At 42.2% G+C, this 25,260-nt stretch carries 25 protein-coding genes and 1 tRNA gene; 10 read left to right on the top strand and 16 right to left on the bottom strand.

Features of this window, described 5'->3' with window-relative positions; genetic code table 11:
• Positions 1-37: 37 nt before the first annotated feature.
• From BSCG_RS15440 to BSCG_RS15460, 5 genes are all read right to left on the bottom strand, one after another.
• Complete coding sequence (locus BSCG_RS15440; RefSeq protein ID WP_004311627.1) at positions 38-676, bottom strand: MBL fold metallo-hydrolase; 639 nt, start codon at positions 674-676, stop codon at positions 38-40.
• 43 nt (positions 677-719) lie between these two features.
• A complete protein-coding gene (rsmG, locus tag BSCG_RS15445; RefSeq protein WP_004300406.1) occupies positions 720-1,340 on the bottom strand; it encodes a 16S rRNA (guanine(527)-N(7))-methyltransferase RsmG in 621 nt (206 codons plus the stop codon).
• Positions 1,341-1,453: 113 nt separating this feature from the next.
• Entirely contained in the window at positions 1,454-2,305 is an 852-nt protein-coding gene (locus BSCG_RS15450; protein ID WP_004326964.1) for an RsiV family protein, read from the bottom strand.
• A 144-nt stretch (positions 2,306-2,449) separates the two neighbouring features.
• Positions 2,450-2,683 carry a YecH family metal-binding protein gene (locus BSCG_RS15455; protein WP_004306297.1) on the bottom strand — a complete coding sequence of 78 codons (234 nt, stop codon included), beginning with the start codon at positions 2,681-2,683 and terminating at the stop codon, positions 2,450-2,452.
• Positions 2,684-2,755: 72 nt separating this feature from the next.
• Positions 2,756-3,841 (bottom strand): metallophosphoesterase, encoded by a 1,086-nt coding sequence (locus BSCG_RS15460; RefSeq protein ID WP_004306295.1) that lies wholly within the window; start codon positions 3,839-3,841, stop codon positions 2,756-2,758.
• A 196-nt stretch (positions 3,842-4,037) separates the two neighbouring features.
• Here BSCG_RS15460 and BSCG_RS30880 point away from each other — a divergent pair, with 196 nt between their 5' ends.
• The 4 genes from BSCG_RS30880 (at position 4,038) to BSCG_RS15480 (ending at position 9,485) form a co-directional block, all read left to right on the top strand.
• A complete protein-coding gene (locus tag BSCG_RS30880; RefSeq protein ID WP_004306293.1) occupies positions 4,038-4,436 on the top strand; it encodes a hypothetical protein in 399 nt (132 codons plus the stop codon).
• A gap of 124 nt (positions 4,437-4,560) precedes the next feature.
• Entirely contained in the window at positions 4,561-6,783 is a 2,223-nt protein-coding gene (locus tag BSCG_RS15470) for a TonB-dependent receptor (RefSeq protein ID WP_032849486.1), read from the top strand.
• A 69-nt stretch (positions 6,784-6,852) separates the two neighbouring features.
• On the top strand, positions 6,853-7,176 hold the full coding sequence (locus tag BSCG_RS15475) for a heavy-metal-associated domain-containing protein (RefSeq protein WP_032849485.1): 324 nt from the start codon (positions 6,853-6,855) through the stop codon (positions 7,174-7,176).
• 98 nt (positions 7,177-7,274) lie between these two features.
• A complete protein-coding gene (locus BSCG_RS15480; protein WP_008775863.1) occupies positions 7,275-9,485 on the top strand; it encodes a heavy metal translocating P-type ATPase in 2,211 nt (736 codons plus the stop codon).
• Positions 9,486-9,659: 174 nt separating this feature from the next.
• Here BSCG_RS15480 and BSCG_RS15485 read toward each other — a convergent pair whose 3' ends face one another.
• Positions 9,660-10,499, bottom strand: a complete 840-nt coding sequence (locus tag BSCG_RS15485) for a helix-turn-helix domain-containing protein (RefSeq protein ID WP_004300415.1) — start codon at positions 10,497-10,499, stop codon at positions 9,660-9,662.
• 66 nt (positions 10,500-10,565) lie between these two features.
• On the opposite strand from BSCG_RS15485, the gene lipB reads away from it, so the two are divergent.
• On the top strand, positions 10,566-11,249 hold the full coding sequence (gene lipB / locus BSCG_RS15490; RefSeq protein ID WP_008775862.1) for a lipoyl(octanoyl) transferase LipB: 684 nt from the start codon (positions 10,566-10,568) through the stop codon (positions 11,247-11,249).
• Here lipB and BSCG_RS15495 read toward each other — a convergent pair.
• The 7 genes from BSCG_RS15495 to BSCG_RS15525 form a co-directional block, all read right to left on the bottom strand.
• Entirely contained in the window at positions 11,206-12,123 is a 918-nt protein-coding gene (locus tag BSCG_RS15495; RefSeq protein ID WP_032849484.1) for a PorV/PorQ family protein, read from the bottom strand. The two genes, lipB and BSCG_RS15495, sit on opposite strands and share 44 nt — an antisense overlap.
• Positions 12,124-12,125: 2 nt before the next feature.
• Positions 12,126-13,682, bottom strand: a complete 1,557-nt coding sequence (locus tag BSCG_RS15500; RefSeq protein ID WP_032849483.1) for an N-acetylmuramoyl-L-alanine amidase-like domain-containing protein — start codon at positions 13,680-13,682, stop codon at positions 12,126-12,128.
• Between the two features lie 6 nt (positions 13,683-13,688).
• A complete protein-coding gene (locus tag BSCG_RS15505; RefSeq protein WP_004300419.1) occupies positions 13,689-15,677 on the bottom strand; it encodes an OPT family oligopeptide transporter in 1,989 nt (662 codons plus the stop codon).
• A 105-nt stretch (positions 15,678-15,782) separates the two neighbouring features.
• Positions 15,783-16,178 (bottom strand): DUF1573 domain-containing protein, encoded by a 396-nt coding sequence (locus tag BSCG_RS15510; RefSeq protein WP_004300420.1) that lies wholly within the window; start codon positions 16,176-16,178, stop codon positions 15,783-15,785.
• A 97-nt stretch (positions 16,179-16,275) separates the two neighbouring features.
• The gene (locus tag BSCG_RS15515) at positions 16,276-16,899 is read right to left on the bottom strand and encodes a DUF4923 family protein (protein ID WP_008022156.1); all 624 of its coding nucleotides are present in this window, start codon (positions 16,897-16,899) and stop codon (positions 16,276-16,278) included.
• Positions 16,889-17,494: a ribosome biogenesis GTP-binding protein YihA/YsxC gene (gene yihA / locus BSCG_RS15520; protein ID WP_008775858.1), complete on the bottom strand. Its 606-nt coding sequence runs from the start codon at positions 17,492-17,494 to the stop codon at positions 16,889-16,891. Before yihA ends, BSCG_RS15515 begins: the two co-directional genes overlap by 11 nt.
• 124 nt (positions 17,495-17,618) lie before the next feature.
• Complete coding sequence (locus tag BSCG_RS15525; RefSeq protein ID WP_022199365.1) at positions 17,619-19,073, bottom strand: sodium:solute symporter; 1,455 nt, start codon at positions 19,071-19,073, stop codon at positions 17,619-17,621.
• Positions 19,074-19,164: 91 nt separating this feature from the next.
• Between BSCG_RS15525 and recR the strand changes: the two genes are divergently transcribed.
• The 3 genes from recR to BSCG_RS15540 are packed head-to-tail and all read left to right on the top strand — an operon-like array spanning position 19,165 to position 20,800.
• On the top strand, positions 19,165-19,782 hold the full coding sequence (gene recR, locus BSCG_RS15530; protein ID WP_008775856.1) for a recombination mediator RecR: 618 nt from the start codon (positions 19,165-19,167) through the stop codon (positions 19,780-19,782).
• Positions 19,783-19,808: 26 nt separating this feature from the next.
• Complete coding sequence (locus tag BSCG_RS15535) at positions 19,809-20,267, top strand: hypothetical protein (protein WP_004311639.1); 459 nt, start codon at positions 19,809-19,811, stop codon at positions 20,265-20,267.
• On the top strand, positions 20,264-20,800 hold the full coding sequence (locus BSCG_RS15540) for a GNAT family N-acetyltransferase (RefSeq protein ID WP_004311640.1): 537 nt from the start codon (positions 20,264-20,266) through the stop codon (positions 20,798-20,800). Before BSCG_RS15535 ends, BSCG_RS15540 begins: the two co-directional genes overlap by 4 nt.
• A gap of 4 nt (positions 20,801-20,804) precedes the next feature.
• Here BSCG_RS15540 and BSCG_RS15545 read toward each other — a convergent pair whose 3' ends face one another.
• The gene (locus tag BSCG_RS15545; RefSeq protein WP_008775855.1) at positions 20,805-21,395 is read right to left on the bottom strand and encodes a YqgE/AlgH family protein; all 591 of its coding nucleotides are present in this window, start codon (positions 21,393-21,395) and stop codon (positions 20,805-20,807) included.
• A 94-nt stretch (positions 21,396-21,489) separates the two neighbouring features.
• Positions 21,490-22,806 (bottom strand): aminotransferase class I/II-fold pyridoxal phosphate-dependent enzyme, encoded by a 1,317-nt coding sequence (locus tag BSCG_RS15550; protein ID WP_004300428.1) that lies wholly within the window; start codon positions 22,804-22,806, stop codon positions 21,490-21,492.
• 152 nt (positions 22,807-22,958) lie between these two features.
• Here BSCG_RS15550 and BSCG_RS15555 point away from each other — a divergent pair.
• Together BSCG_RS15555 and BSCG_RS15565 are read left to right on the top strand one after the other, a co-directional pair.
• Positions 22,959-23,032: transfer RNA gene (locus BSCG_RS15555), tRNA-Asp, on the top strand.
• Positions 23,033-23,250: 218 nt separating this feature from the next.
• Positions 23,251-24,390 carry a site-specific integrase gene (locus BSCG_RS15565; protein ID WP_008775852.1) on the top strand — a complete coding sequence of 380 codons (1,140 nt, stop codon included), beginning with the start codon at positions 23,251-23,253 and terminating at the stop codon, positions 24,388-24,390.
• Between the two features lie 51 nt (positions 24,391-24,441).
• Here BSCG_RS15565 and BSCG_RS15570 read toward each other — a convergent pair whose 3' ends face one another.
• Positions 24,442-25,260, bottom strand: coding sequence for a site-specific integrase (locus tag BSCG_RS15570; protein ID WP_008775851.1), 819 nt, complete (start codon positions 25,258-25,260; stop codon positions 24,442-24,444).

Here is a 25,260-nt window from a genome sequence, read left to right as displayed (position 1 = left end):
TAATACCTAATACCTGATACTTAATACTTCTTTTTTATTATCTAAAAAATGGGTTTTCAGCTTTTTCCATTCCGATAGTCGTGGGAGCGCCGTGTCCCGGATAAACGACTGTTTCGTTGGGAAGAACAAATAAACGGCTGCAAATATGTTCTATCAGTTCATCGAAGTTGCCTCCTGTGAGATCAGCACGGCCGATGCTGCCTTGGAACAGGACGTCACCGGAGAACATGCAGTTGTCTTCTTTGCAATAGTACACCAAGCTGCCGGGTGAATGTCCGGGCACGTGTATTGCTTCCAGTTTGGTATGTCCGAAAGTGATGATATCTCCGTCATGCAGGTATTTGCCCAGTGGTACAGGTTCTTCCTGCAACTGAAAACCAAACATTCTGCTTTGTTTCGGTGCTTCGTCAATCCAGTACTCGTCTGCTTTGTTTGCTTCTGCCGATAACCCGAATTCTTTCAGCATGAACGGATTTCCGAAGATATGATCTAGGTGTAAATGAGTATTCAGCAGATGCTTTACATTCAGTTCATTGGTAAGAATGAACTTTTTCAGTGCCTGCTTTTCTTCTTCATAGAAACAGCCCGGATCAATTACGACTGCTTCTTTAGTGTCATCCCATAATACGTAGCAATTTACGGGAAACATATTAAATTCAAATCTTTTTATTTTCATGGTTTCTCTATGATTTATCATCTATCAGAACATATAGTCTTGTTTAAATCGGAACATATACCACTTTTTTTGTTTTAAAGAACTCTTCCTCGAAGTTGTCGCTCAAGCTATGAATGACCGTTTTATGTTTGAACGGCATTGTTTCATGCTCCAGTTCACCGCCTTTGAGACAGATAAGTCCGTTGGGCAATGCATTCTGTTGTTTCGAAGAGATATTCTTTTTAATAATCTTAATCAAATCCGCCAAAGGCATTACGGCACGGCTGACAACAAAGTCGAACGTTCGTTTCTCCTCTTCTGCACGGGCATGGCGGAAAGTCACATTTTTCAGTCCGATGGCATTTGCCACTTCGGTTGCTACACGTACTTTTTTGCCGATACTGTCTACGAGGTGGAATTTTACCTCGGGAAACAGGATTGCTAAAGGAATGCCGGGAAAACCTCCTCCTGTACCCAAGTCCATGATGCTGGTTCCGGGGCGGAATTGGATGACTTTGGCAATGCCTAATGAATGGAGCACGTGATGCTCATATAAATTCTCAATGTCCTTGCGGGAGATAACGTTGATTTTTGAATTCCAGTCAGTGTAGAGGTCGTATAGAGCTGCGAATTGTTTGCGCTGCTCTTCCGTCAGATCAGGAAAATATTTCAGTATGATTTCCACTGTTTGAATTTTGAATTATAAGTTTTGAATGATAGATGTGGATGAATATCCTATTCTGTCACATGGAAGTGATAACAACAGGATATTCATTGGTGTTCAGCTTTTTATGATTTTTAATTTTTTAGCTCTCCCAGAATCGGGTTACTGCCTAATAGATGTTCCATCATAGCAAATGGGATTGTTACCTTTACAGGTCCCATAGAATAAGGAGTGATATCGTATACATTATAATAGAAGGTGATTCCTTCTTTGCTTAGATAGAAATTTTCTGTCGGAGCGATGTCCCCGGTGGAAGCATATCCCATATCTTCCAATGCTTCGTGAGTGGTCACTTTGTTATCTGCCATGAGCTGATTCCAGATCAGGTCGGTCAATGCGTCTTTGTAGTCTCCGACAAAAATATCATCGAGGCGGAGCGGACGCATCAGGGTGAGGTCCATATTTAAATAAGTTGCCATGTAAATTCCATGTGCACCTCCGGTATATTCGTTATAGTCGATGCGATATACAAGTAGATCTTTATCATACAGTTGCACATGGCTTTCTATACCTTTATAATAAGAATACCAGGCACCGATGGAAGATTCGTCTTCCTTGTCTTTCTCATCTTCGGTATACATAGGCTCGAGATCGCGACGGTATTCGCTGATATAATTCTCGGTATATTGCTTTACAACTTCTTCCGGTTTTTCGCCGATGTATTTATCTCCGAAACAGGCCGAAATGAAATAAGTATTCAGACTGTCTTTCAGCATATCATCCGATGATTTTATCGGATAAGCAAAATTAATAATAATATTGCAGGCCGGTTTGGCTGTATCATTGAAGAGGTGAGCTGTCTTATTCACTTGAATGCTATCAAACTGTAACGCACCTGTGTTTTTGTTCATCTTGTCATGACAAGAAAACAAAAAGCCGCTTACCGAAAGTATAATTGCAAGCAGACTGACATATTGTTTTTTCATACCCATTTTTTCTGTAAATTCAACATTTGTTTTATCATTCACTATTGACAAATATAGATGAAATTCGTGAATCGGGCTAATAAAAACAGAAAAAAATGCAGCTATTTATCCCCAAAAATGGGATTGGCGGATATTATCCGCCAATCAATGCTTGCAAACTTTAGTGATATCTACTGTGAATCCATCTTCAGCAGGCATAAATTTCCCTTTCATTTTCAGAAATTCGATAAGGGTATCTACATCCATGTTTTCTGCCGAGCAAGCATAAAAACGTTGCTGTGAGCCAAACTTCTTAATGATTGCTTCCCGCAATGATGATTCCGAGTAGCTATTTCCTTCCATCATGTGGAGGACTTCATGAGCATGTAATTGTTCCATAATCTTTTTTCTGCAAAGATAGGGCAGAGATTGCTTGGAAACTGTAACATATGTGACAAAACTGCATAATATTCATTGAAAATTGAAAATAACCATTTCACTATGCGTTCCTATTCTGAAGGGTGGTCCCCAAAGAGACAATCCGGAAGATACATACACGTGACTGTTTCCCCATTGGCGATAACCGTGGCTTTGCTCGAAGATATAATCGGTCACCCAATTAATAGGCCATATTTGTCCGTGGTGTGTATGCCCACTGAATTGCAGGTCGATGCCGGCAGCTTCCGTTTTTTCCAAATCAAAAGGTTGATGATCCAATAAAATGATAGGTTTGCTTTTATCGATATTCACCATTAACTCTTGCAGGGAATGACGCTTGCGGTTATGACGGTCATCACGTCCTATCAGTTGTATGCCGTTGGGAAGTGTAACTACTGAATCGCGCAATAATTGTATTTGAGTGCTTTTAATATATCGGATACTTTCATCGATACCGCTAATGTATTCGTGATTGCCGAGAACCATATAGATACCCATAGGAGCTTTCAAGTTAGCTAATTCTTCCGCCATATTCTCTGTATAAAGAGGTACGACGCTATTATCAATCAAGTCACCACTAATCAGTATCAGGTCGGGATGCTGCGCATTTATCATTTCCACATATTTTTTTAATGCGGCTTTCCCTGTACCATTTCCCAAGTGAACATCGCTGATTGCGACGATTTTAATTGCTTGGGGAGTATCTTCATATCGTTTATTGGTTAAAATGCTGACTACATTGGTTTCCGGGTGATGATAGTTATATACCCCACATCCCAGCAATCCCAACGTGAACACTAAAGACAGATAGAACCTATATTTGTAGACAACTTTGAATAATTTCAAGATATCAAACAAAAGCAAGAATAATGCCATGTATAGAGTAAATATCAACCAACTTGTTCCAATGGTGTACATTGAATGGGAGATAAAGACAGGCATCTCAAGGTTACGAGTTAGCATCGTGCCGAAAAAGGATAAAGCACATATCCAGAATAAAACGGTCAGGAATATTTTTACTCCGAGAGATTTAACTTTCAGAGCTTGCTTTGCTCTGATAAATATGTAGGCATTACCTGCCAGATAAAGAGTGATAATGATGAGTAAATATGTAAGCATAGCGTTTACTTAAAAATCAGAGAATTTATTGGGGCAAAGATAGGTTTTATTGTTGAGTAAAAAGAGTTAATAGTGCTGATATGACTCTAAAATAGCCAAATAAAGGAAAGAGAATGTGTCTGTATCGGATTGATTGAATCTTAATTACGAAAAATTATAGGAAAATCTGTTTTTATTCTTATCTTTGTCCTCTGAAATGAAAAAACTAGCCTACATAACAGCACTTATCCTTTCTCTCCTGATTATCTATTCAGGAGGTGGAGTCTCTATTGTGCATTATTGCTGTGTCCGTTGTGAAACGGTGCAGAGCTGTTGTGATACAGGCTGTCCGAAGTGTAAAAAGACTCATACTTGTGATTCAAAAAAAGGTTGTAAAGATAAGGGTTGTACAGCTATTATCTATAAGCTTGATTTGATGAAACATACTACTGAACTGACAACATCAGCTTTAGTAGTCGATCTTTTGTGTGAGCATTTTTGCTATCTGTTGACTCCGACCTATGCGGATAAATCGGTAGAATATGATAGTCTGACCTCTCCGCCACCTCTCTGTTCGAGGCAGAAGCTGGCGCTATATTCCACTTATATTATTTAGCCACTATTTCTTTCTTATTTAATCCTTTGCTTTCAATAGAACATGAAAGTAAAGCAGCACTGAATGCAACTAAGTTGCATGAGAAATGAATTAATTTTGTATCTCGAAAGTAACTTTAGAAAGAATGAAATATATGATAATAGGACTGTTCCTGTTATTTGCCGGTAATATATATGCGCAAGTACGGGGAACAGTGAAAGATAGTACCGGGGAGGCTATTCCGGGTGCCAATGTGTTCTGGATGAATACAGGACAAGGAGTGACAACCAAAGAGGATGGTAGTTTTTCTATCACTAAACCTTCCAAAAGCCACATGCTGATTGTCAGCTTTATCGGTTTTCAGAACGACACGATTCATGTGAGCAGTAAAAATCAACAACTGGATATTGTGCTTCGTGATGGAGTGGAGCTGAATGAAGTAAATATTGTCACTCGTAAACTGGGAACGATGAAATTGCGCAGTAGCGTGATGAACGAAGACATGATAAGCAGTGCCGAATTGAGTAGAGCCGCTTGTTGTAATCTGGGTGAAAGTTTTGTGACGAACCCTTCAGTAGATGTGAGTTATTCCGATGCGGCAACAGGAGCCAAACAAATTAAATTGTTGGGGCTGTCCGGCACTTATGTGCAGATGTTGACGGAAAACATTCCGAATTATCGGGGAGCCGCCGCTCCTTATGGATTGGGATATGTCCCCGGTCCGTGGATGCAGAGCATACAGGTCTCCAAAGGAACATCTTCGGTGAAGAATGGTTATGAAGCCATCACAGGACAGATAAACGTAGAATTTAAGAAACCACAGTTGCCGGAAGCCGATTGGGTTTCTGCCAATCTTTTTGCAAGCACTACCAACAGGTATGAAGCCAATGCGGACGCTACATTGAAACTTTCCAAACGGTGGAGCACTTCTCTGCTGGCACATTACGAAAATGAGACCAAGGCGCATGATGGCAACGATGACGGATTTGTGGATATTCCGCAGGTAGAACAATATAATGTGTGGAATCGGTGGGCATATATGGGCGACCATTATGTTTTCCAGGCAGGTATCAAAGCCCTTTCTGAAACACGTACCAGCGGACAGGCCAATCACGGAGGGACAATGCACTCCGGTGATCTGTATAAAGTAGGGATCGATACGGAACGCTATGAATTCTTCACCAAGAACGCCTATATCTTTAATAAGGAGAAGAATACGAACCTGGCTTTGATTCTTTCCACCACTTTACACAATCAGGATGCTACGTATGGACGCAAACTGTATAATGTGGATCAAACCAACGTCTATGCTTCGCTGATGTTTGAAACGGAATTTAATCCGCAAAATAGTTTCTCCGCTGGATTGAGCTTCAATTATGACGCTTATGACCAACATTACCGTTTGGAAAATACAACGGACAATCCTCTCAAAGCCTTTGAAAAGGAAGCTGTTCCCGGTGCTTACGTGCAATATACGTTGAACCTGAATGATAAATGGATGGTAATGGCCGGTCTGCGTGGTGATTACAGTAACGAACATGGTTTCTTCGTGACTCCGCGTGCGCATCTTAAGTACAATCCGAATGATTATGTGAATTTCCGTCTTTCTGCCGGAAAAGGGTATCGTACCAATCATGTGTTGGCGGAAAACAACTACCTGCTTTCCAGCAGTCGTAAGGTGGAAATAGCAAAGAACCTGGATATGGAAGAAGCGTGGAATTACGGTGCCAGCGTCTCTACTTATATCCCTATATTCGGCAAAACGCTGAATGTGAATGCAGAATACTATTATACGGATTTCCTGAAACAAGTGATCGTAGATATGGATAGCAACCCCCATGAAGTAGCTTTCTACAATTTGGATGGACGCTCTTATTCGCATGTGTTCCAAGTGGAAGCAAGTTATCCTTTCTTCAAAGGATTCACCCTGACAGGTGCTTACCGGCTCACAGATGCAAAAACGACCTACAAAGGTGAACGAATGGAGAAACCGCTGACTAGCAAATATAAAGGACTACTCACGGCTTCTTACCAAACTCCGCTGGGAATATGGCAGTTTGACGCCACACTGCAACTGAATGGCGGCGGCAGGATGCCTACTCCTTATGAACTGGGAGACGGACAGTTATCCTGGGAACGTCGTTATGGCAGTTTTGAACAGTTGAGTTTACAGGTGACCCGTTACTTCCGCCGCTGGTCTATCTACGTAGGAGGCGAGAACCTGACAAACTTCAAACAAAAGAATCCGATTATCGATGCGGCAAATCCCTGGGGGAACAACTTTGATTCTACCATGATTTGGGGACCGGTGCACGGAGCAAAAGGATATATCGGAATACGTTTTAACTTAGCTAGAAATAGTGAGTAAAAGCAGGAAATAGCGAATGAAAGAAACGATCGCATAATAAAGAATATTAATTTTAAACTGATAAGAAAAATGAGAACAAAAAGATGGATGGCCACTTGCGTGGTGGCTCTTTTGAGTGTAACAGCTGTATTGGCAAAAGATATTCGTGTTGTTGTATTTAAAGTGTCGCAGATGCACTGTGAGAAATGCGAAAAGAAAGTAAAGGACAATATGCGTTTTGAGAAAGGGCTGAAGGATATTTCGACCGAAGTAAAAACGAAAACGGTAACCATTACGTATGACGCTGAAAAAACGAATGTAAAGAAGTTGCAGGCAGGGTTTAATAAGTTCAGTTATGAAGCCGAATTTGTAAAAGAAACAAAGAAAGACGATCAGAAGGCTGATAAGAAGTAATTGAACAAATACCTGTATTAGCTTGTTTCTATAAACAAACAAGGGTTCTTCCCCAACTTCTTTTTTGAGAGGAGGGGAAGGCCGTAAACAATAATTATATGGGTAACACAACAAAAAAGGCATTTCCTGTGCTTAATATGCATTGTGCAGGATGTGCCAATAATGTAGAAAGAACAGTAAAAAAATTGCCGGGAGTCATTGAGGCTTCCGTTAATTTTGCTACCAATACATTGACCGTTTCTTATGAGAAAGAGCAGCTGACTCCCGGAGAGATTCGTGCGGCTGTGCTTGCGGCAGGTTATGATCTGATTGTGGAAGAAGCCCACAAAGAAGAACGTCGGGAAGAGGAACAGCATAAGCGTTACACTCGTTTGAAGTGGAAGGTGATTGGTGCGTGGATTTTGGTAGTACCGTTATTGGTATATTCCATGATACTGATGCATGTGCCACATTCTAATGAGATTCAAATGGTGCTTGCTATCCCTGTTATGGTCTTTTTCGGAGGTGGTTTCTTCACCGGAGCCTGGAAACAGGCTAAATTAGGACGGAGTAATATGGATACTTTGGTTGCGCTTAGTACTTCCATTGCTTTTCTGTTCAGTCTGTTCAACACTTTCTTCCCCGAATTCTGGTATGACCGCGGATTGGAACCGCATGTCTATTATGAGGCTTCTGCGGTGATTATCGCTTTCGTTCTTACCGGAAAGTTGATGGAGGAACGTGCCAAAGGAAATACCTCAACAGCCATTCGTAAGTTGATGGGAATGCAGCCTAAAGCGGCTCGTGTTCTGCGCAATGGAGTGGAGGAGGAGATCTTGATTGAAAAACTCCAGGTAGGTGATTTGGTGGTTGTACGTCCGGGAGAGCAAATACCTGTGGACGGTCAGCTTTCCGAAGGCGATTCGTATGTCGATGAGAGTATGATTAGCGGTGAACCGGTTCCGGTAGAAAAGAAGAAAGGTGATAAAGTATTGGCAGGAACGATTAACCAGCGTGGTTCATTTATCATTCGTGCCGCACAGGTAGGCAGTGAAACGGTGCTTGCCCGTATTATCGCTATGGTGCAGGAAGCACAGGGCAGCAAAGCTCCCGTGCAACGCATTGTCGATCGTATTACGGGGATTTTTGTACCTGTCGTATTGGGCATTGCCATTCTTACATTTGTATTGTGGGTCACCATTGGTGGTAGTGAATATATCTCTTATGGTATTTTGTCGGCTGTTTCTGTTCTTGTCATTGCTTGTCCATGTGCTTTGGGACTTGCTACACCTACTGCATTGATGGTGGGTATAGGCAAAGCTGCCAGCCAGCATATTCTGATTAAAGATGCAGTGGCTTTGGAACAAATGCGCAAAGTAGATGTCGTTGTACTGGATAAAACGGGAACACTGACTGAAGGGCATCCTACAGCTACCGGATGGTTATGGGCGCAGTCGCAGGAACCACATTTCAAAGATGTACTTTTAGCTGCGGAAATGAAATCGGAGCATCCGCTTGCCGGCGCTATTGTCTCTGCGCTTCAGGACGAAGAAAAAATAAAACCTGCCGCGTTGGATAGCTTTGAAAGCATTACGGGAAAAGGAATTAAAGCCTCGTATGAGGGACATACTTACTGGGTAGGCAGTCATAAACTCCTGAAAGATTTCAGTGCGACAGTAAGCGATGTGATGGCTGAAATGCTGGTTCACTATGAATCGGACGGTAACGGCATCATTTACTTTGGACGTGAAAACGATTTATTGGCTATTATTGCTGTTTCCGACCCTATAAAGGCTACTTCTGCCGAAGCGGTGAAGGAACTGAAACGCCAAGGGATTGACATCTGTATGCTGACGGGCGACGGACAACGGACTGCACTAGCCGTTTCTTCCCGTTTAGGAATCGAACGTTTTGTTGCCGACGCTCTACCGGACGATAAGGCCGAATTTGTACGTGAGCTTCAAATGCAGGGAAAGAAGGTTGCGATGGTGGGCGATGGTATCAATGATTCGCAGGCACTGGCATTGGCTGACGTCAGCATTGCTATGGGAAAAGGAACTGATATTGCTATGGACGTGGCTATGGTGACTTTGATGACATCGGATTTGTTGCTGCTTCCTAAAGCCTTCCAGTTGTCAAAGCAGACGGTCAAACTGATTCATCAGAATCTTTTCTGGGCGTTTATTTACAACCTGATCGGTATTCCAATTGCTGCCGGTATCTTGTTCCCACTGAATGGTTTGTTATTAAATCCGATGCTGGCAAGTGCCGCAATGGCGTTCTCCAGTGTGAGCGTAGTGCTCAATTCGTTGAGCTTGGGACGAAAATGAGAAATGAACTATAAAAAGACAGGAACCTGTAAGCTGTAAACGATGAATGGCAAGCTGTCATTTATGAACAGCGTAAATAATAGACGGTGAATACTTTGCGGATAATGCGCAATTTATTCACCGTTCATTGTTTTGCATCTCACCATTTATGTTTTCTATCGTCCTTCGTGAAAATTATCTGTTTCTAAAGTCCAATGGTGTCATTCCTACATATCGTCTGAAATATTTGCCAAAGAAAGAGGCGCTGGGGAAGTTTAGAGAATATGCTATCTCTTGGATAGTCATATTGGTACCTTTCAGTTTGGCTTTAGCATCCATGATAACGATATAAGCAATGGTATCCAAAACACTTTTACCTGTCACTTGTCTCACAGTCGTGCTTAGATGTTGAAGAGATATACCTAATTTATCTGCGTAGAACTGTGCACGACGTTCATTTTTATAATTCTCGGTGATGGCTTGAATCAGTTCCCGGCAGATTTCCTTTTTGCGGTTCGAACTGCTGTTTTCGCCCGGAAATTTATGATATATCAGTCGTATGCTTGTCAAAATGGTCTGAAGAGACAATTCGACCAATTCAGAATCCATTTCGAAGTTCTCATTGCAACTGGCCCGTGATAATAGAGCAAAATAGTCTTTCAGATAACTGGCTACTTCTTCATTAAGAGGAACTACCGGCTGTTCTATCAGTTTGGGATATGCGTTACCAATATTCTTCATGAGATTGATCCGTCCGGCACAATGAGCAGAGAAGCCGGCAAAGCAAAGGCATACTTTTTCTGTTCTCTCCCGAAACTGAATGATTGTTCCCGGTAATAATGTTATTAAGTCATTGGGGTGAATTTCGTAATCAAGCAGATTGATGGAGGCTTTCATCGAACCTTCGGTACAGATGGCAACAATACATGCTTGCAACCGACAAGATTGCTTGTAAATATTGAGAATGTCTTCTGTTACATTCGTCCATGCTAATACTTCGGTAGGCAAGTCTACCTGTGGAAAGTCCATTTTCATAGTTGTGTGTGTTATATTAGGCCAACAAATGTACGCATTTTCTTTTTATTTCTTACCTTTGTTTTTATGAAAACAGTTTTTATTGATTGGAATTTGATACCATACGCCGAAGCATGGCAACGGCAAACAGAATGGTTTGATAACATTGTCCGGGCAAAAGTTCAGGGCGAGAGTTATGAAAACCGTATTGTGATGTGCGAACATCCCCATGTTTATACATTAGGACGTAGCGGGAAAGAAAATAATATGTTGTTGAGTGATGAACAACTGAAAGCAATTGATGCCACCCTTTATCATATTGATCGGGGAGGGGACATTACTTATCATGGTCCGGGACAACTGGTGTGCTATCCGATATTAAACCTGGAAGAATTTCAGTTAGGATTGAAAGAGTACGTTCATCTGTTGGAAGAAGCGGTGATTCGGGTATGTGCTTCTTATGGCATTGAAGCCGGACGTTTGGAGAAAGCGACAGGAGTCTGGTTGGAAGGTGATACGCCTCGTGCGCGTAAGATTTGTGCTATCGGAGTGAGGAGCAGCCATTATGTCACGATGCATGGACTGGCTTTGAATGTGAATACCGATTTACGTTATTTCAGTTATATCCACCCTTGCGGATTTATAGATAAAGGCGTCACTTCTCTTCGTCAGGAACTAAAGCACGATGTGCCGATGGACGAAGTGAAGCAACGCCTCGAAGAGGAGCTTAGAAAACTATTCCAACTCCCAGTTGCCAGGTGCGGCGCATAAAGCAATCTTTATCAGCCAAGGCGTATGAGAAGTCTGCACGTATCGGCCAGAAGTTTATTCCGCAGCCTAGAGTGCCGTAGTTGCCTACTCCTTTGTCTTTGTCTCCGAAATGATATCCCGCACGGACAACAGCATATTTCAGGAAATTATATTCGGCTCCTATGCCAGCCTGGAGATGACGGATTTCAGAGGGGAGCAGATAGTTGAAGTCGAGAGCCACCTGCAAACGGTTTTCTATGCTGAATGGCAGGTCGATTGTACCTCCCAATCCTAATCTGGCGGGTAACTTTTGTCCGTCCAGCTTTTTGCCTAAGTTGGCAGCTTGGAAACCAATGCTCCAGGAAGCCATTTCGTCCAATAGAGCCATATTGCGATAGTAGGTCGCGCCGAAGTCCAGACAAACGCTATTCTTGCTGTCTGCGCTTTCCGCGGCTTTGGCTTGCAGGTATCTGAACGTTAATGAAAGAGACAGATTTTTGGCTACATTTCTGAAATAAGCAGCTTCTAAGTCCCATACGTGAGGGCGGTAATCGAGCACCTTGGGATCTTTGAAATGCCGGAAACCTACAGCAAATCCATGTATGCCTTCCCTTCCGATCCGGTAGAAAAGAGAGGCGCTATGTAGCGCATAATCTTGGTTGATCTTAGCGTATGAATAACTCGCACCCATCACTTCTTGTGAGAAAGCGATGGTAGAAGCATTATGAAAAATAGCTGTACTACCGTTATCGGTGGTAGCTAATCCTGTACCTGCCATACCTGCCGATTGGGCGTCTGGAGTAAGTTCCAGAAAATAGGCGCTTGCCATTTCTTGTGCTCCCAGCAAAGTGGGGAATAAGCACGAGGCGAGAAGGAAATGTTTTACTCGTTTCATAATCAGTTATTTTTAGAGTGAGACATCCGGACAACACGTATGCCTGTCCACGATTTATTGTTGTTTAGCATGTGATTGAGAGGTTCGTCGCTGACAACTACTTTTCCCAATGTAGAAGAAGCGTGCAGCAGGTGCAGTTTTCCCTCTTTATATTCTGCTATTCCCACATGAGCAATGTCCAGTCCGGGCATCTTCGTTGTAATAGCAATAATGTCTCCATTCATGATCCAGGGCAATCCGGCTTCCGGCAGTTCGCTTTTCGGCAACCAATGTACGACTTTTCCGGAGATTGCTTTTTCATATTCGGCCATTTGTCGTACATTTTCCGGCGAATCAGCCAATTTTTTATATTGCTTGGGATGGGTAGACATATACGAAAGAGAGATTTTCTGGGTATGCGCACTGTTTTTGGCAGTAATATCGGTGAGGAATCCGTGGCGGATTCCGTTCTCTATCCATTCGGAAGTATAATGCAACCGGGAAGGATAACCGTTGATGATGCCGTCCCGATAACGTATTTTTTGCAGATTGTCGGCAAAGGAAGAGCCGAGTGCCTGTGCCAACGTGTATTCTACGAAAGTGAGGCAATCTACGGCATCAGTCCGGATCACTAATGATTCTTCTCCGTCTTGATCTAATGTGTTAGCCACGTATTTAGTTCCCAGGTAAGATTTCCCGATTCGTAACATGGGTTCGGGGTTTTCCGGGAATACAACGCCGTCGCGCAACCATTTCTCCAATTCCTGTGTCCATTGTTGCTTATATTTAAAATGATCCTGAAATCCCCAGCCATGTCCTCCGGTAGGATAAACATGGAGAGTTGCCGGAACCTTGTTTTTCTGTAAAGCAAGGTAATAGTTTACTCCGTGGTAAGGTGCTACGGAAGGGTCATCGGAGGTAAGAGCGATAAATGCTTGTGGAGTATCGGGCGTTACTTGCAATTCGGCGGAAAACTTCTGTATCTGTTCCATTGTGGGATTTTTGCCGAGCAATGCAGTTCTTGTATTTCCACGGGTGACTTGCATCATCGTAACTACCGGATAAAGTAATATCTGAAAGTCCGGACGTGTTTCCGAATTGTAGTGAGTGGCAAGTGTAGCAGTTAAATGCCCTCCCGCAGAGGCTCCCATTAATCCTACCTTGTAAGGATTGACATTCCATTCTTTGGCATGTTGGCGTACCATGCGAATGGCTTGTTCGGCGTCTGATACGGGGACTTCCCAATGTCCGTTCGGCATCCGGTATTTTAATACCATATAGGTAATACCTTGTCCGCAGAACCAAGGGGCCATATCATACCCCTCTCCATCCATACCCAATCCACGATACCCGCCTCCGGGACACATGATAATAGCCATTCCATTCGGCTTTTCCGGGTGGTAGACCGTCAGGGTGGGATGCGTGACATTCGTGACAAAATGAGGACGCGTTTCCTGCTCCTCTCCGGTTAGTCCACTGGAGTTGGGAGCACCGTCGGGCCACAAAGGTAGCTCGACGGGCTGCTGCGCAAATGATATGGCAGTTACAAGTGATACTATAATGGATAATAGTCTCCTCATAATGATTTATTTAACTTTCATTGAAGCCTTTATAAAGTAAAGAATCAGTAAGGCATACGCTCCTAATGCCAACACTTCTGACCAAGTATTGTTCAACCATGCCTCATTAACCAGATTGATTCCACCAAAGCGCATCGCGGCACTGATTACTCCCATCAATGCACCTCCGGCAATGAAACCGGATGCCAGTAAAGTTCCTTTTTCACCTCTTTCCGTATTCAGAGATGCGTCTTTGCTACGTGTTGTAACAAACCAATTCACTGCTCCACCCACTACCAGCGGCACATTCAGTTCCAATGGAATAAACATACCCAATGCGAAAGCTAATGCAGGAATTTTACAAAGAGTCAGAATAATAGCTAAGACAGCACCAATGCCATATAGCAACCAGGGTGCACCTACACCGCTCATCAGCGGTTCGATAACGGCTGCCATCGCATTTGCTTGCGGAGCAGCCAGTGCGCCACTTGTAAATCCGTATGTCTTATTCAGGATAATCATTACACCGCCTACTGTTGCAGCCGATACGATTGTTCCCAAGAACTTCCATGTTTCCTGTTTGGCAGGCGTACTTCCGAGCCAGTAACCAATTTTCAAGTCGGTGATAAAACCTCCTGCCATCGACAGTGCGGTGCATACTACACCACCCATAACCAATGCGGCAACCATGCCCGAAGGACCTTTCAGTCCGACAGCTACCATCACTACGGAAGCCAAAATCAGTGTCATCAATGTCATTCCCGAAACCGGATTAGTACCAACAATCGCAATGGCGTTAGCTGCTACTGTGGTGAACAGGAAAGAGATGCCGGCAACCAAAACAATGGCTACCAATGTATGCAACAGATTCCCTTGCATGACATCGAGATAGAAGAATAATACGATTAATATCAGTGTGATGATGGAACCGATAGCGATAATCTTCATGGAAAGATCCCGTTGGGTACGGATAATGCTTTTCTCTACATTCCCTTTACCGCCCATCTCTTTGGCTGCCAGCCCGACAGCACTCTTGATGATGCTCCAGGAACGGATAATACCGATCACGCCTGCCATGGCGATACCACCGATACCGATGCTCTTGGCATAATATTTGAATATTTCTTCCGGGCTCATCATACCTACGGTAGAGGTGATTTCCGGATTCCATGCATTCAGTACACTGTCACCCCAGATAGCAGACATTCCCGGAATGATAATCCACCACACAGCCAGTGAACCGGCACAAATGATGGAAGCATATTTCAGTCCGACGATATATCCCAAACCAAGCACAGCGGCACCGGTGTTTACCTTGAATACTAATTTTGCCTTTTCTGCCAGCATTTCTCCGGCACTGCAAACACGGGTAGTAAAATTCTCGTTCCACCATCCGAATGTCGCTACGATGAAGTCATATAATCCACCGATCATACCTGCCATCAATAACGGTTTGGCCTGGCTGCCGCCTTTTTCGCCGGAGATCAACACTTGTGTAGTGGCTGTTGCTTCCGGGAAAGGATATTTTCCATGCATGTCACTGACGAAGTATTTACGGAAAGGAATCAGGAATAGAATACCCAATACGCCACCCAATAAAGAGCTGATGAATACCTGCATGAAGGTAACCGTCATCTCGGGATATTTAGCTTGGAGAATATAAAGAGCGGGGAGGGTGAAGATCGCTCCGGCAACGATTACTCCGGAACAAGCTCCGATAGACTGGATAATCACATTTTCGCCCAACGCATTTTTTCTTTTGGCAGCTCCGGAAACTCCTACGGCAATGATCGCAATTGGAATAGCTGCTTCAAATACCTGTCCGACCTTCAACCCCAGATAGGCAGCGGCGGCCGAAAAAAGGATTGCCATGGCAATACCCCATGCTACTGACCAGATATTAACTTCCGGATAATTTTTAGAGGGACCCATCAACGGGTTGTACACTTCCCCGGGTTTCAACTCTCTGAACGCATTCTCGGGTAACCCGGTGAATTTGTCTTCTTCTTGTTTCATAGTTTTTATAATTTGCTAATGTGTTAATTTACATTTCCGTCCTCAAAGTAAACAAAAAAAAAGGAGAACCGAAAGATTCTCCTTTATGTAATAGTCTATTTTTTCCTACTTTGCATCTTTTGCTGTCATATCGCCTTCGATATACAATCTTACCATCTCTGTTTTGGCGTTGGTACGCAAGGTGATTGATTTTTTGAAATGTCCCGGATATTTGCCTGTTCCGTTATAAGTCACCTTGATTGTTCCCTTTTTGCCCGGCATGATGGGTTCCTTTGTATATTCGGGTACTGTACATCCGCAAGAGGCTACAGCCTGATGGATCACCAGCGGGGCATCGCCGATATTAGTAAAGGTAAATGTGCAACTGACAACCGGGCTGTTTTCAGAAAACTTACCGAAATCGTGAGTTGTTTTGTCAAACTTGATATCTGCATTTGTTTGTGCAAATGCAAAGCTTACGCCCATTACTAACAGCGTCATTAAAAAAAGTATCTTTTTCATTTTTCCTTCTCTTTTTGATTACAAACGACAAAGATAATGCTTTTCCCCTAAAATATACTTTATGGAGTGCGAAATAGTATTAAACGATTCTCTTTTGCTATTTTGAGAGTTGGAATCCGAGCATCATTCCATCGTAATTTTCAGCCAGTGAACTAACTGTTTTCAGTGCGGTACTGCTACTTTTGCTACCGATGAAAGCCATTAGTTTCAACAGTTTGTCCGAGTTGAACAGTAACTCCAGTGAGCTGGAACTGCAATTTACTTTAGCGTGCAGATTCAGAAGTTTCAAATACTTCAAATCAACTTGTTTGGTTGAAGCATTGTAGGAGTAAGTGCCTTTCAATGTTTTCTTGCCCACTGTGCTGGTGAAAGTACTGTCGGCATTGAAAGTGAAGCTCATTTGGCCGTCTTTAATACCTATTTTGCTTAATTGTTCGTTCAGCTTATTTTCAGCCATAGTAGCTGCGGCAGCTCCGCCTGCTTTCATTAGTAAGTTATCCGATTCGAACTCTACCGCCGAACCTTTGTAGCTCCATGTTCCGGTCATGTCGATAGATTCGGTGGTTCCGGTGATGGCATTTACTACTTTTGAAATGTTGTCCTTATTTAATAAGTCGGACCATGATTGCGCCTGGCTGTTAGTTGCCGTTAGCATAAATACTGCCAAAAAGGCAATAGGTAAAAAACTCTTTTTCATTTTCATTCTTCTTTCATTTAACATTGAGATCCTTGTTTATGTTTTCTATGTAATTGAGTATATCAACACGTCCTGTGCGGTCTTCCGAGGAAGATACGAAGTGAGGAGGGAGCTCTTCCCATTGTTTGCCCAACTCACGTAAATAGGCATTGATATTCATTTTTAAACGTCCACCTTTTAGCTTGTCGGCTTTGGTAAAGATGATAGAGAAGGGGATACCGTTCTCGCCCAGCCATTCCATAAACTCGAGGTCTATTTTTTGAGGTTCCAGCCGGCTGTCTATCAGGACAAAGAGGTTGGTCATTTGCTCCCGTTCCAAGATATAATCTTCGATTATGGTGCGTATCTGGTTTTTCCCTTTTTGTCCGCGTCGGGCATAGCCATATCCCGGAAGGTCGACGAGATACCAATTCTTATTGATAAGGAAGTGGTTGATTAACATCGTTTTTCCCGGAGTAGAAGAGGTCATGGCCAGACCTTTACGGCTGGTCAACATATTGATAAGACTTGATTTACCCACATTCGAACGGCCTATAAAGGCATATTCCGGGAAAATACCGGCTGGGCATTTCTTCACGTCCGTATTGCTAATCACAAATTCAGCACTTGTTATTTCCATTTTCTTGTCATTTATTTCTTTGTAAAATCGTTTATAATAAACTTGTTCATTGTTTATAATAAACTATTGCGCAGTTTATAATAAACTCTGCCATTATTTATTATAAACTTCGGAGTACCTGTTTTCATGGTACTTTCAGCGTTTTCCCTTTTTTAGACATACAAATTAACCCCGCAAAGGTAAGCGTTCCATTTAACATTAGCAATTCATAACCGAATTTATATCCGGTTTCTTTTTCAATCCACCAGTCGGCAAGATAGCAGATCAGTGGTGAAAGGATGGCTATGAGAGGAACCCACCGGTCGTTCGTTTGCCTGCGTGTAAAAAGTCCGAAAGCAAACATTCCAAGCAGGGGGCCGTATGTGTAGGAGGCGATGATATATATGGCGTCAATAACGCTCTTATTATTAAGTATTTCTACCAGGCAGATGAAGAATGCCAATAAGACTGATAACGATAAATGCACTTTGCTTCTTTTGCGACGTGCCGTTTCTTCTGTGTCTTTTTCCGTATTCAGCAGGTCTACGCATACACTGGTTGTCATGGCTGTCAGGGCGGAATCCGAGTTGCTGAAAGCTGCTGCGATAATACCGATTGTAAAAAGTACCAATACGGATTGTCCCAGATAACCTTGGGCTGCAAACATGGGTAGTATATCATCATTCATGGCTGGCAGTTCGAGGTGCATCTGTCCCGCTAGCGCTATTAATAGAATTCCCAAGCATAGAAAAAGGAAATTTAGCGGAATGAATGAGAAACCGTAGCAGTACATGTTTTTTTGTGCTTCCTGGAGGTTCCGGCAAGAAAGATTCTTTTGCATCATATCCTGATCCAGTCCGGTCATTACGATGACGATGAAGATACCACTGAAGAACTGTTTGAAGAAGTTCTGTCGGGATACCCAGTCGTCAAATACAAAAATACGGCTGTGTTCGCTGTTTTGGATTGTTTGCACAATGCCGCTGAAGTTAAGGTCTAATCTTTGGATCGTAAAATAGATGATAAAAATCAGAGCGGCAATCAGGCAAAATGTTTGTAAGGTATCTGTCCACACAATGGTCTTTATTCCGCTTTTATGAGTATATATCCATACCAATGCAACCGAACCGACAGCAATCAGCCAAAAGGGAACGTGCATTTCCTGAAATACATACGTATGGAGAATGAGGCATACCAGATAAAGTTTGGCTGCGGTTCCCAACATGCGTGACAGCAGAAAGAAAAAGGAACCGGTGCGATAGGCACGCATCCCGATGCGGGTGCCGAGATATCCGTAGATACTTGTCAGATTCAACTTATAATATAAAGGAAGTAAGATATGGGCTACGGCCATGTATCCGAAGAAAAATCCGAGTACCGTTTGCATATACGTCATATCCATTCCGCGCACCATTCCCGGTACAGAGACGAAAGTGACTCCGGAGATAGAGGCGCCAATCATTCCAAAAGAGACTATATACCAAGGTGATTGGTTCTCTCCCTTGAAGAACGCTGCATTCGATCCGCCCTTACGTCCGGTGATACGGGCTATTAGTAATAATACCGCGAAGTAGCAAAGAATAGTGACTAGTATCATCATAACAGATGCAAAGGTAGCAATTTTTGTAGGTATTAAAAACAATAATCTGTATCTTTGCAAGGTTTTATCGATAGAACAGCAAATATTATCTATGAACCAACAATATCCTTCTATACTGCTTGAAAAGGCAGTCGGCGAATTTTCCAAACTTCCGGGTATCGGGCGTAAGACGGCTATGAGGCTTGTTCTGCATCTGCTCCGTCAGGATACGGCTACGGTGGAAGCTTTCGGAAATTCTATCATAACGTTGAAACGTGAGGTGAAATACTGCAAAGTGTGTCATAATATATCCGATACTGAAACTTGCCAGATTTGCGCTAATCCGCAACGGGATGTTTCCACTGTCTGTGTGGTGGAAAATATCCGTGATGTAATGGCGGTGGAAGCAACCCAGCAGTATCGCGGGCTTTATCACGTTTTGGGTGGGGTTATTTCTCCAATGGACGGAGTCGGACCGAGTGACCTTCAAATTGAAAGCCTGGTGCAGCGGGTGGCTGAAGGTGGAATCAAAGAAGTTATTCTGGCATTGAGCACTACGATGGAGGGGGATACTACCAACTTCTATATCTATCGCAAGCTGGATAAACTAGGGGTTAAACTAAGTGTGATAGCCCGTGGCATATCGGTTGGTGATGAACTTGAATATGCCGATGAAGTAACTTTAGGACGCAGTATTGTGAACCGGACGCTTTTTACCGGAACTGTATAATCATTATTAATCATTTAAGAACGAACATGGAAGAACAGATAAAACGAGCTGTCAGAAATTTGAATATCAGTTATGTTTTCTTTTGGGTGCTCCCGGCATTTTTGCTTGGGGCAGGAGAATTTGAACTTTTTCCCGTAGGAGGTTTGGTAGATAACGCATCAGCTACCTATTATTTTGAGACGGTCGGCATTTTGCTCACTGCTTTGTGTGTGCCTCTTTCTCTCAAATTATTTAGCTTGGTGCTTAAGAAAAAGATAGATCACATGACTATCACGCTTGCCTTGAAGCGATATGTGCAATGGAACATTGTTCGCTTGGGAGTGCTTGAAGTAGCTATTGTAGTGAACCTTTTGTGTTACTACCTGACGTTGAGCAGTACGGGTAACCTCTGTATGCTGATTGGCCTCACGGCGTCACTTTTCTGCCTGCCCAGTGAGAAGAGATTGCGTAACGAACTTCACATTGCAAAAGAAGAAAAGCTATGAGACAGTCTTTCTTGATGAACGAGCGTATCTATCTTCGTGCGGTAGAACCGGAAGATATGGACATTATGTACGAGATGGAAAATGACCCTTCAATGTGGGATATTAGTAATTTTACGGTTCCTTATTCCCGTTATGTGCTTCGTCAATACATCGAAGGCTCACAGTGCGATGTGTTTGCCGATAAGCAATTGCGGCTGATGATTGTACGCAAATCTGACCAGTGTATACTCGGCACAATTGATATAACAGATTTTGTACCCCTTCATTCGCGGGGAGAAGTAGGGATTGCCGTCCATAAGGATTATCGGCAACGAGGTTATGCTACTGATGCATTGAAATTGCTTTGTGAATATGCTTTTGATTTTCTGTCTTTAAGTCAACTCTATGCACATGTCATGACGGATAATGAAGTATGTGTAAAACTGTTCACCTCTTGTGGTTTCGTTCAATGCGGATTATTAAAAAACTGGTTGCAGGTGGAGGGTTGTTACAAAGATGCATTGCTTCTCCAATGTTTGAATCCTAAGAAATGAGAAATTAATTGAGAGTAGGCACTTGTGGGAAACGTGACCACGTTTCATACTTGCTGCCTAACTTCTCTAAAGCTTTCCGCCACATATCTTTAATATTGTTTTTCATCAGATATGATTTCTCTTCCTCGGACACCAACCAAGTGTTTTCTCTGATTTCGTTGCTCAACTGTTCGCTATCCCAACCGGAATATCCCAAGAAGAAACGAATGCATTCACTGATTTTATTCCCTTGTAATATATATTTCTTTATTTCATCAAAATCTCCATTCAGATAAAGCCCTTTACTGATAGAAATGGATCCGGGGATATCAGATAATGTGTGGAGATAAAATAGGGTATCAGTGGCAATAGGTCCACCTTTGTATAGAGGAATCTCATCCAGGTATTTAAATTCCATGATGATATCGTTAAGGAACAATGGCAGTTGCTTGTTGATAACCAATCCCATACTTCCTTCATCCGTATGATCGACCAGTAAAATTACGGATCTGCCAAACGTTGCGTCACGTAGAAAAGGTTCTGATATTAAAATCCTTCCTCTCGATGGCAACACATTATTCGATTGAATCTTAAATATGTCAGAGTCGATATTCATGCCACTAAAGTAAGAAAAAAAACGGAATAACAATCGTTCTTTCCGTTTTTTTTCATTTTAAGAATGGCTTTTATGAATATCTTATGTCAAATAATCAGGCTATCGGATGATTTTCAGCAAATAGTTTCATTCTTTCATCCAGTTGAGCATATTGGTGGTCTTTAATGAAAGAGGTACACGCGCGCAATCCTTCCTGATGGCTTCCTGTAGTTACTAATGAGATAGCGCTGACTCCGTAGTACATCAATTCTTTCGCCAGTTCGCCACTGGTCATTCCCGGATAACCGATGGTGAAATAAAATCCGTCTGCAATCGGCTCGCCCAGATCGTTGTCATATACCAGATGAAAACCGTGACGGAGGAAGATTTCTTTTAATTTCCGTGCTCTTTCACCGTATATCTTCACTTCGTTAAGGAAATTATATTGTCCTTCGTTGGCAGCTTTCAGCATGGCGGCCATGGCGAACTGTGCAGAATGACTAGTTCCTGAAGAAAGCGCATAAAGCACACGGTGAATGAAAACCGTTCCGAAAGTTCCGCCACCATATCGTTTGGTCAGTCCCGGATAGCTTCGGTGGTATAGTTTATCAGAGATACAACTTACCCCAATACGTTGCCCGGCGTAGCTGAATGCTTTTGAGCCGGAAATCAGCAATACGTAATTGTCCGTATAATGGGCAACTGATGGCTGGAAAGGAGGTTGATACGGTTTACTTAAATCTTGGCGGAAGTCCATGGCAAAATAAGCCAAATCCTCCAGAACAATCACATCATACAGTGTTGCCAATTCACCGATAATCCTCAATTCTTCTTCTTTCAGGCAAATCCAGCTGGGATTATTGGGATTTGAATAAATGATGGCTGATATATTTCCTTTTTTCAGATAGCTTTCCAGTTTCTCTTTCAGTTTTTCTCCGCGGTAGTCATACACATCAAATGTTTCAAACTTTTGCCCCATTACAACCAACTGCTGTTTCTGTACCGGAAACCCTGGATCGATAAACAAAATCGTATCTTTCTTTTCGTCACATTGGCTGCAAGTAAGAAATGAAGCGAATGTACCTTGCATGGAACCAGTGACAGGCACACAACCTTCCGGACTTAAATCTACGTTGATGAATGCTTTGATAAAGTTGGATGCCTCTTTCTTTAGTTCCGGCAATCCGTTGATGTCGGGATATAGACTGGCAATGCCATTTTGTAATGCTTCAATTTCCGCTTTCACGCCTACAGCGGAAGGAGGAAGTCCCGGAACACCCATTTCCATTTTGATAAATTCAACTCCCGATGCTGTTTCTGCTTTTGAAGCAATAGCTTTCACTTCACGAATGGTAGCTTTGGAAAAATCGACAATTTGAAACTCATTGATGGTTTCGTCAATCAGATGTCGTTCAATTGGTGTATTTTTCATTCTATTTTCTATTTTATTAGTAGCTGCAAATGTACACGATAATTCTTAATAAACCCACTTTTTCAGAAAAAAGATACTGAAGCTATTGCAGGTTTCAAAAAAATATCTACCTTTGCATCCGCAATCGAGAGAGATGCTAAAGTGAATATTTTGGTGCGTTAGTTCAGTTGGTTAGAATACATGCCTGTCACGCATGGGGTCACGGGTTCGAGTCCCGTACGCACCGCGAAAGGGAGTAACATTGGTTACTCCCTTTTTTGTTGTGTATCAGGCAATTAAAGTGCTGGAAGTAGATGAAAAACATACAAAAATTGGGTGCATATTTACCGGAAACTTACCAGTATTTCCCGATTTTTACCGATATTTTCACCTATAATGATACCGCCTTTGATACCATTTTTTTTATTGTAGCGATAATCAGTAGATACCAAAACTCAAAAGAATATGAAATATCCGACAATGAGATTCGTCTTTGATCGTAAAAAGGTTGCGACAAAGACACACAAGGGACTCGTTCAAATTGAAGTTTTGAGCGAAGGTAAGAGAAAATGGATCGGAACCGGCGTTAAAGTCTATTCCGACCAATGGAATGATCGAAAGAAGATAATCAATTCGGTTGAAATGATTCAATTGAACCAGTGTCTTGACGAACAACTCCGGGTTATCCAAAATTGGATTAATGAACTTATCAGCAAAAAGGAAGTTTTTGATTTTGATAAGCTGGATAGATTTTTGAGATATACCAATAAATCAGAAAGTTTTGTTGACTTTGTAGAAAGAAGGATTGAAGAACGTGGAGATATAACGGAAAGTACCAAAGCTTCCCATCGGACATTTGCGGCTTCATTACGTGAATTTGATAGAATAATATATTTTTCTGATCTCACAAAAGCCAATATCACATTGTATGATGATTGGTTACATGCTAAGGGCTATTCACAGCCGACAATATATAACTATCATAAACGTAACAAACGTTATATCCACGAGGCCATAAAGTTTGATTTGCTAAAAAATGATCCGTATAAGGGTGAGCGTTTTTCCCGTGGCAAACATGCCATCAGGAAATATTTGACTGCCGAAGAATTGAAGAAAGTGAAAGATGCTCAAATAGACTCGGAAACGATCTGTAGAGTCCGTGACCTTTTTATTTTTCAGGCATATACTGGAATATCCTATGCTGATCTTGCTAAATTCAATTTCAAACGTGACGTACAAAAACGCGGCAATAAGTATGTTATATTGGATATTCGTTTAAAGACAGAAGAAAACTATTTTATCGTATTACTGTCTCCTGCAATGGAAATATTGAGAAAATATGATTATGTGCTTCCGATTATCAGTAATCAACAATACAATTTGCGGCTTAAAATAGTTGCTGATTATGCAGAGCTTGATAGAAATTTGACCGTCCACATGAGTCGGCACACATTTGCGACAATGTGCCTGAACAATGGGGTTAAAATGGAAAATGTGAGTAAAATGCTCGGTCATACAAATGTACGCACCACACAACAATATGCTAAAGTTCTGAATGCCGAAGTGGAAAAAGACTTTGAGATGCTGGAACGGATTTTGTCATAGTATAAGAGAGCCACGCTAAAATAGTTCTACCGATATTTAGCGTGGCTTGTTTCATTTAAAATACTCCATAACTTGTGCCGATTGTTCACGGAGACCACAGCAAAGATAATTTTGAGTCATTTCCACGCTTGCATGTCCCATCATTTGGCTTATTGAGTATAAATCGGCACCGCGTAAATACAAATTGGTTGCAAAACTCCGGCGTGCCGTGTGGCTTGAAACAAATTCCCATTTTTCACCTTCCACTTCCTTTCCAGCCTTGAATACTTTAACCGCCTCTGTGATTCCGGCTTTCCGGCAAATATTACGGATATTATTGTTGAATGTCGGATCACTAACTTCTTCTTTAGGCAAATTTGTTAGTAGCTCTTTCACGATTGGCTTCAATGGCACTGTGGCATGAGTTTTAGTTTTTAGGCTGACATAAGAGATCATTCCACCCACTATATTACGGTTATTCAACCGTGTATAGTCACTATGACGGCAACCGGTAAAGGCTCCTATTAAAAATTGTGTGCGCACCAATTGTTCGTTGGCATTCTTGGGAACATAGGTGATAATTCGTTCAAGTTCTTCATCAGTAAGCCAAACATTAGTGCTTCTCACATTTTTTACTGAAAGGATTTTATTATAGTCTTTAGGTAGCTCAACCTCTTCATTATACAAGTTCAATACAGCTTTTAATTTGGCGGCATATTGGCGAACAGAGTTTGGTGCCAGCCGTTCTTCCATATAATCAACAAAAGTCTGCAATCGGACTTTTGAAAGATTCTCCCATGTTGCCGGGCAATCATTTGCCCGACTATACATGTTGAGTATAATTTCATATTTTGGGTATTTTGCCAAGAATGCTATGCGTAAGTCTTTCAT

This window comes from Bacteroides sp. 2_2_4 (genome assembly GCF_000157055.1).
GTDB classification, from domain to species: domain Bacteria; phylum Bacteroidota; class Bacteroidia; order Bacteroidales; family Bacteroidaceae; genus Bacteroides; species Bacteroides ovatus.
The sequence above is the reverse complement of the archived record's forward strand: the minus strand, read 5'-3'. Positions and strand labels throughout refer to the sequence as shown.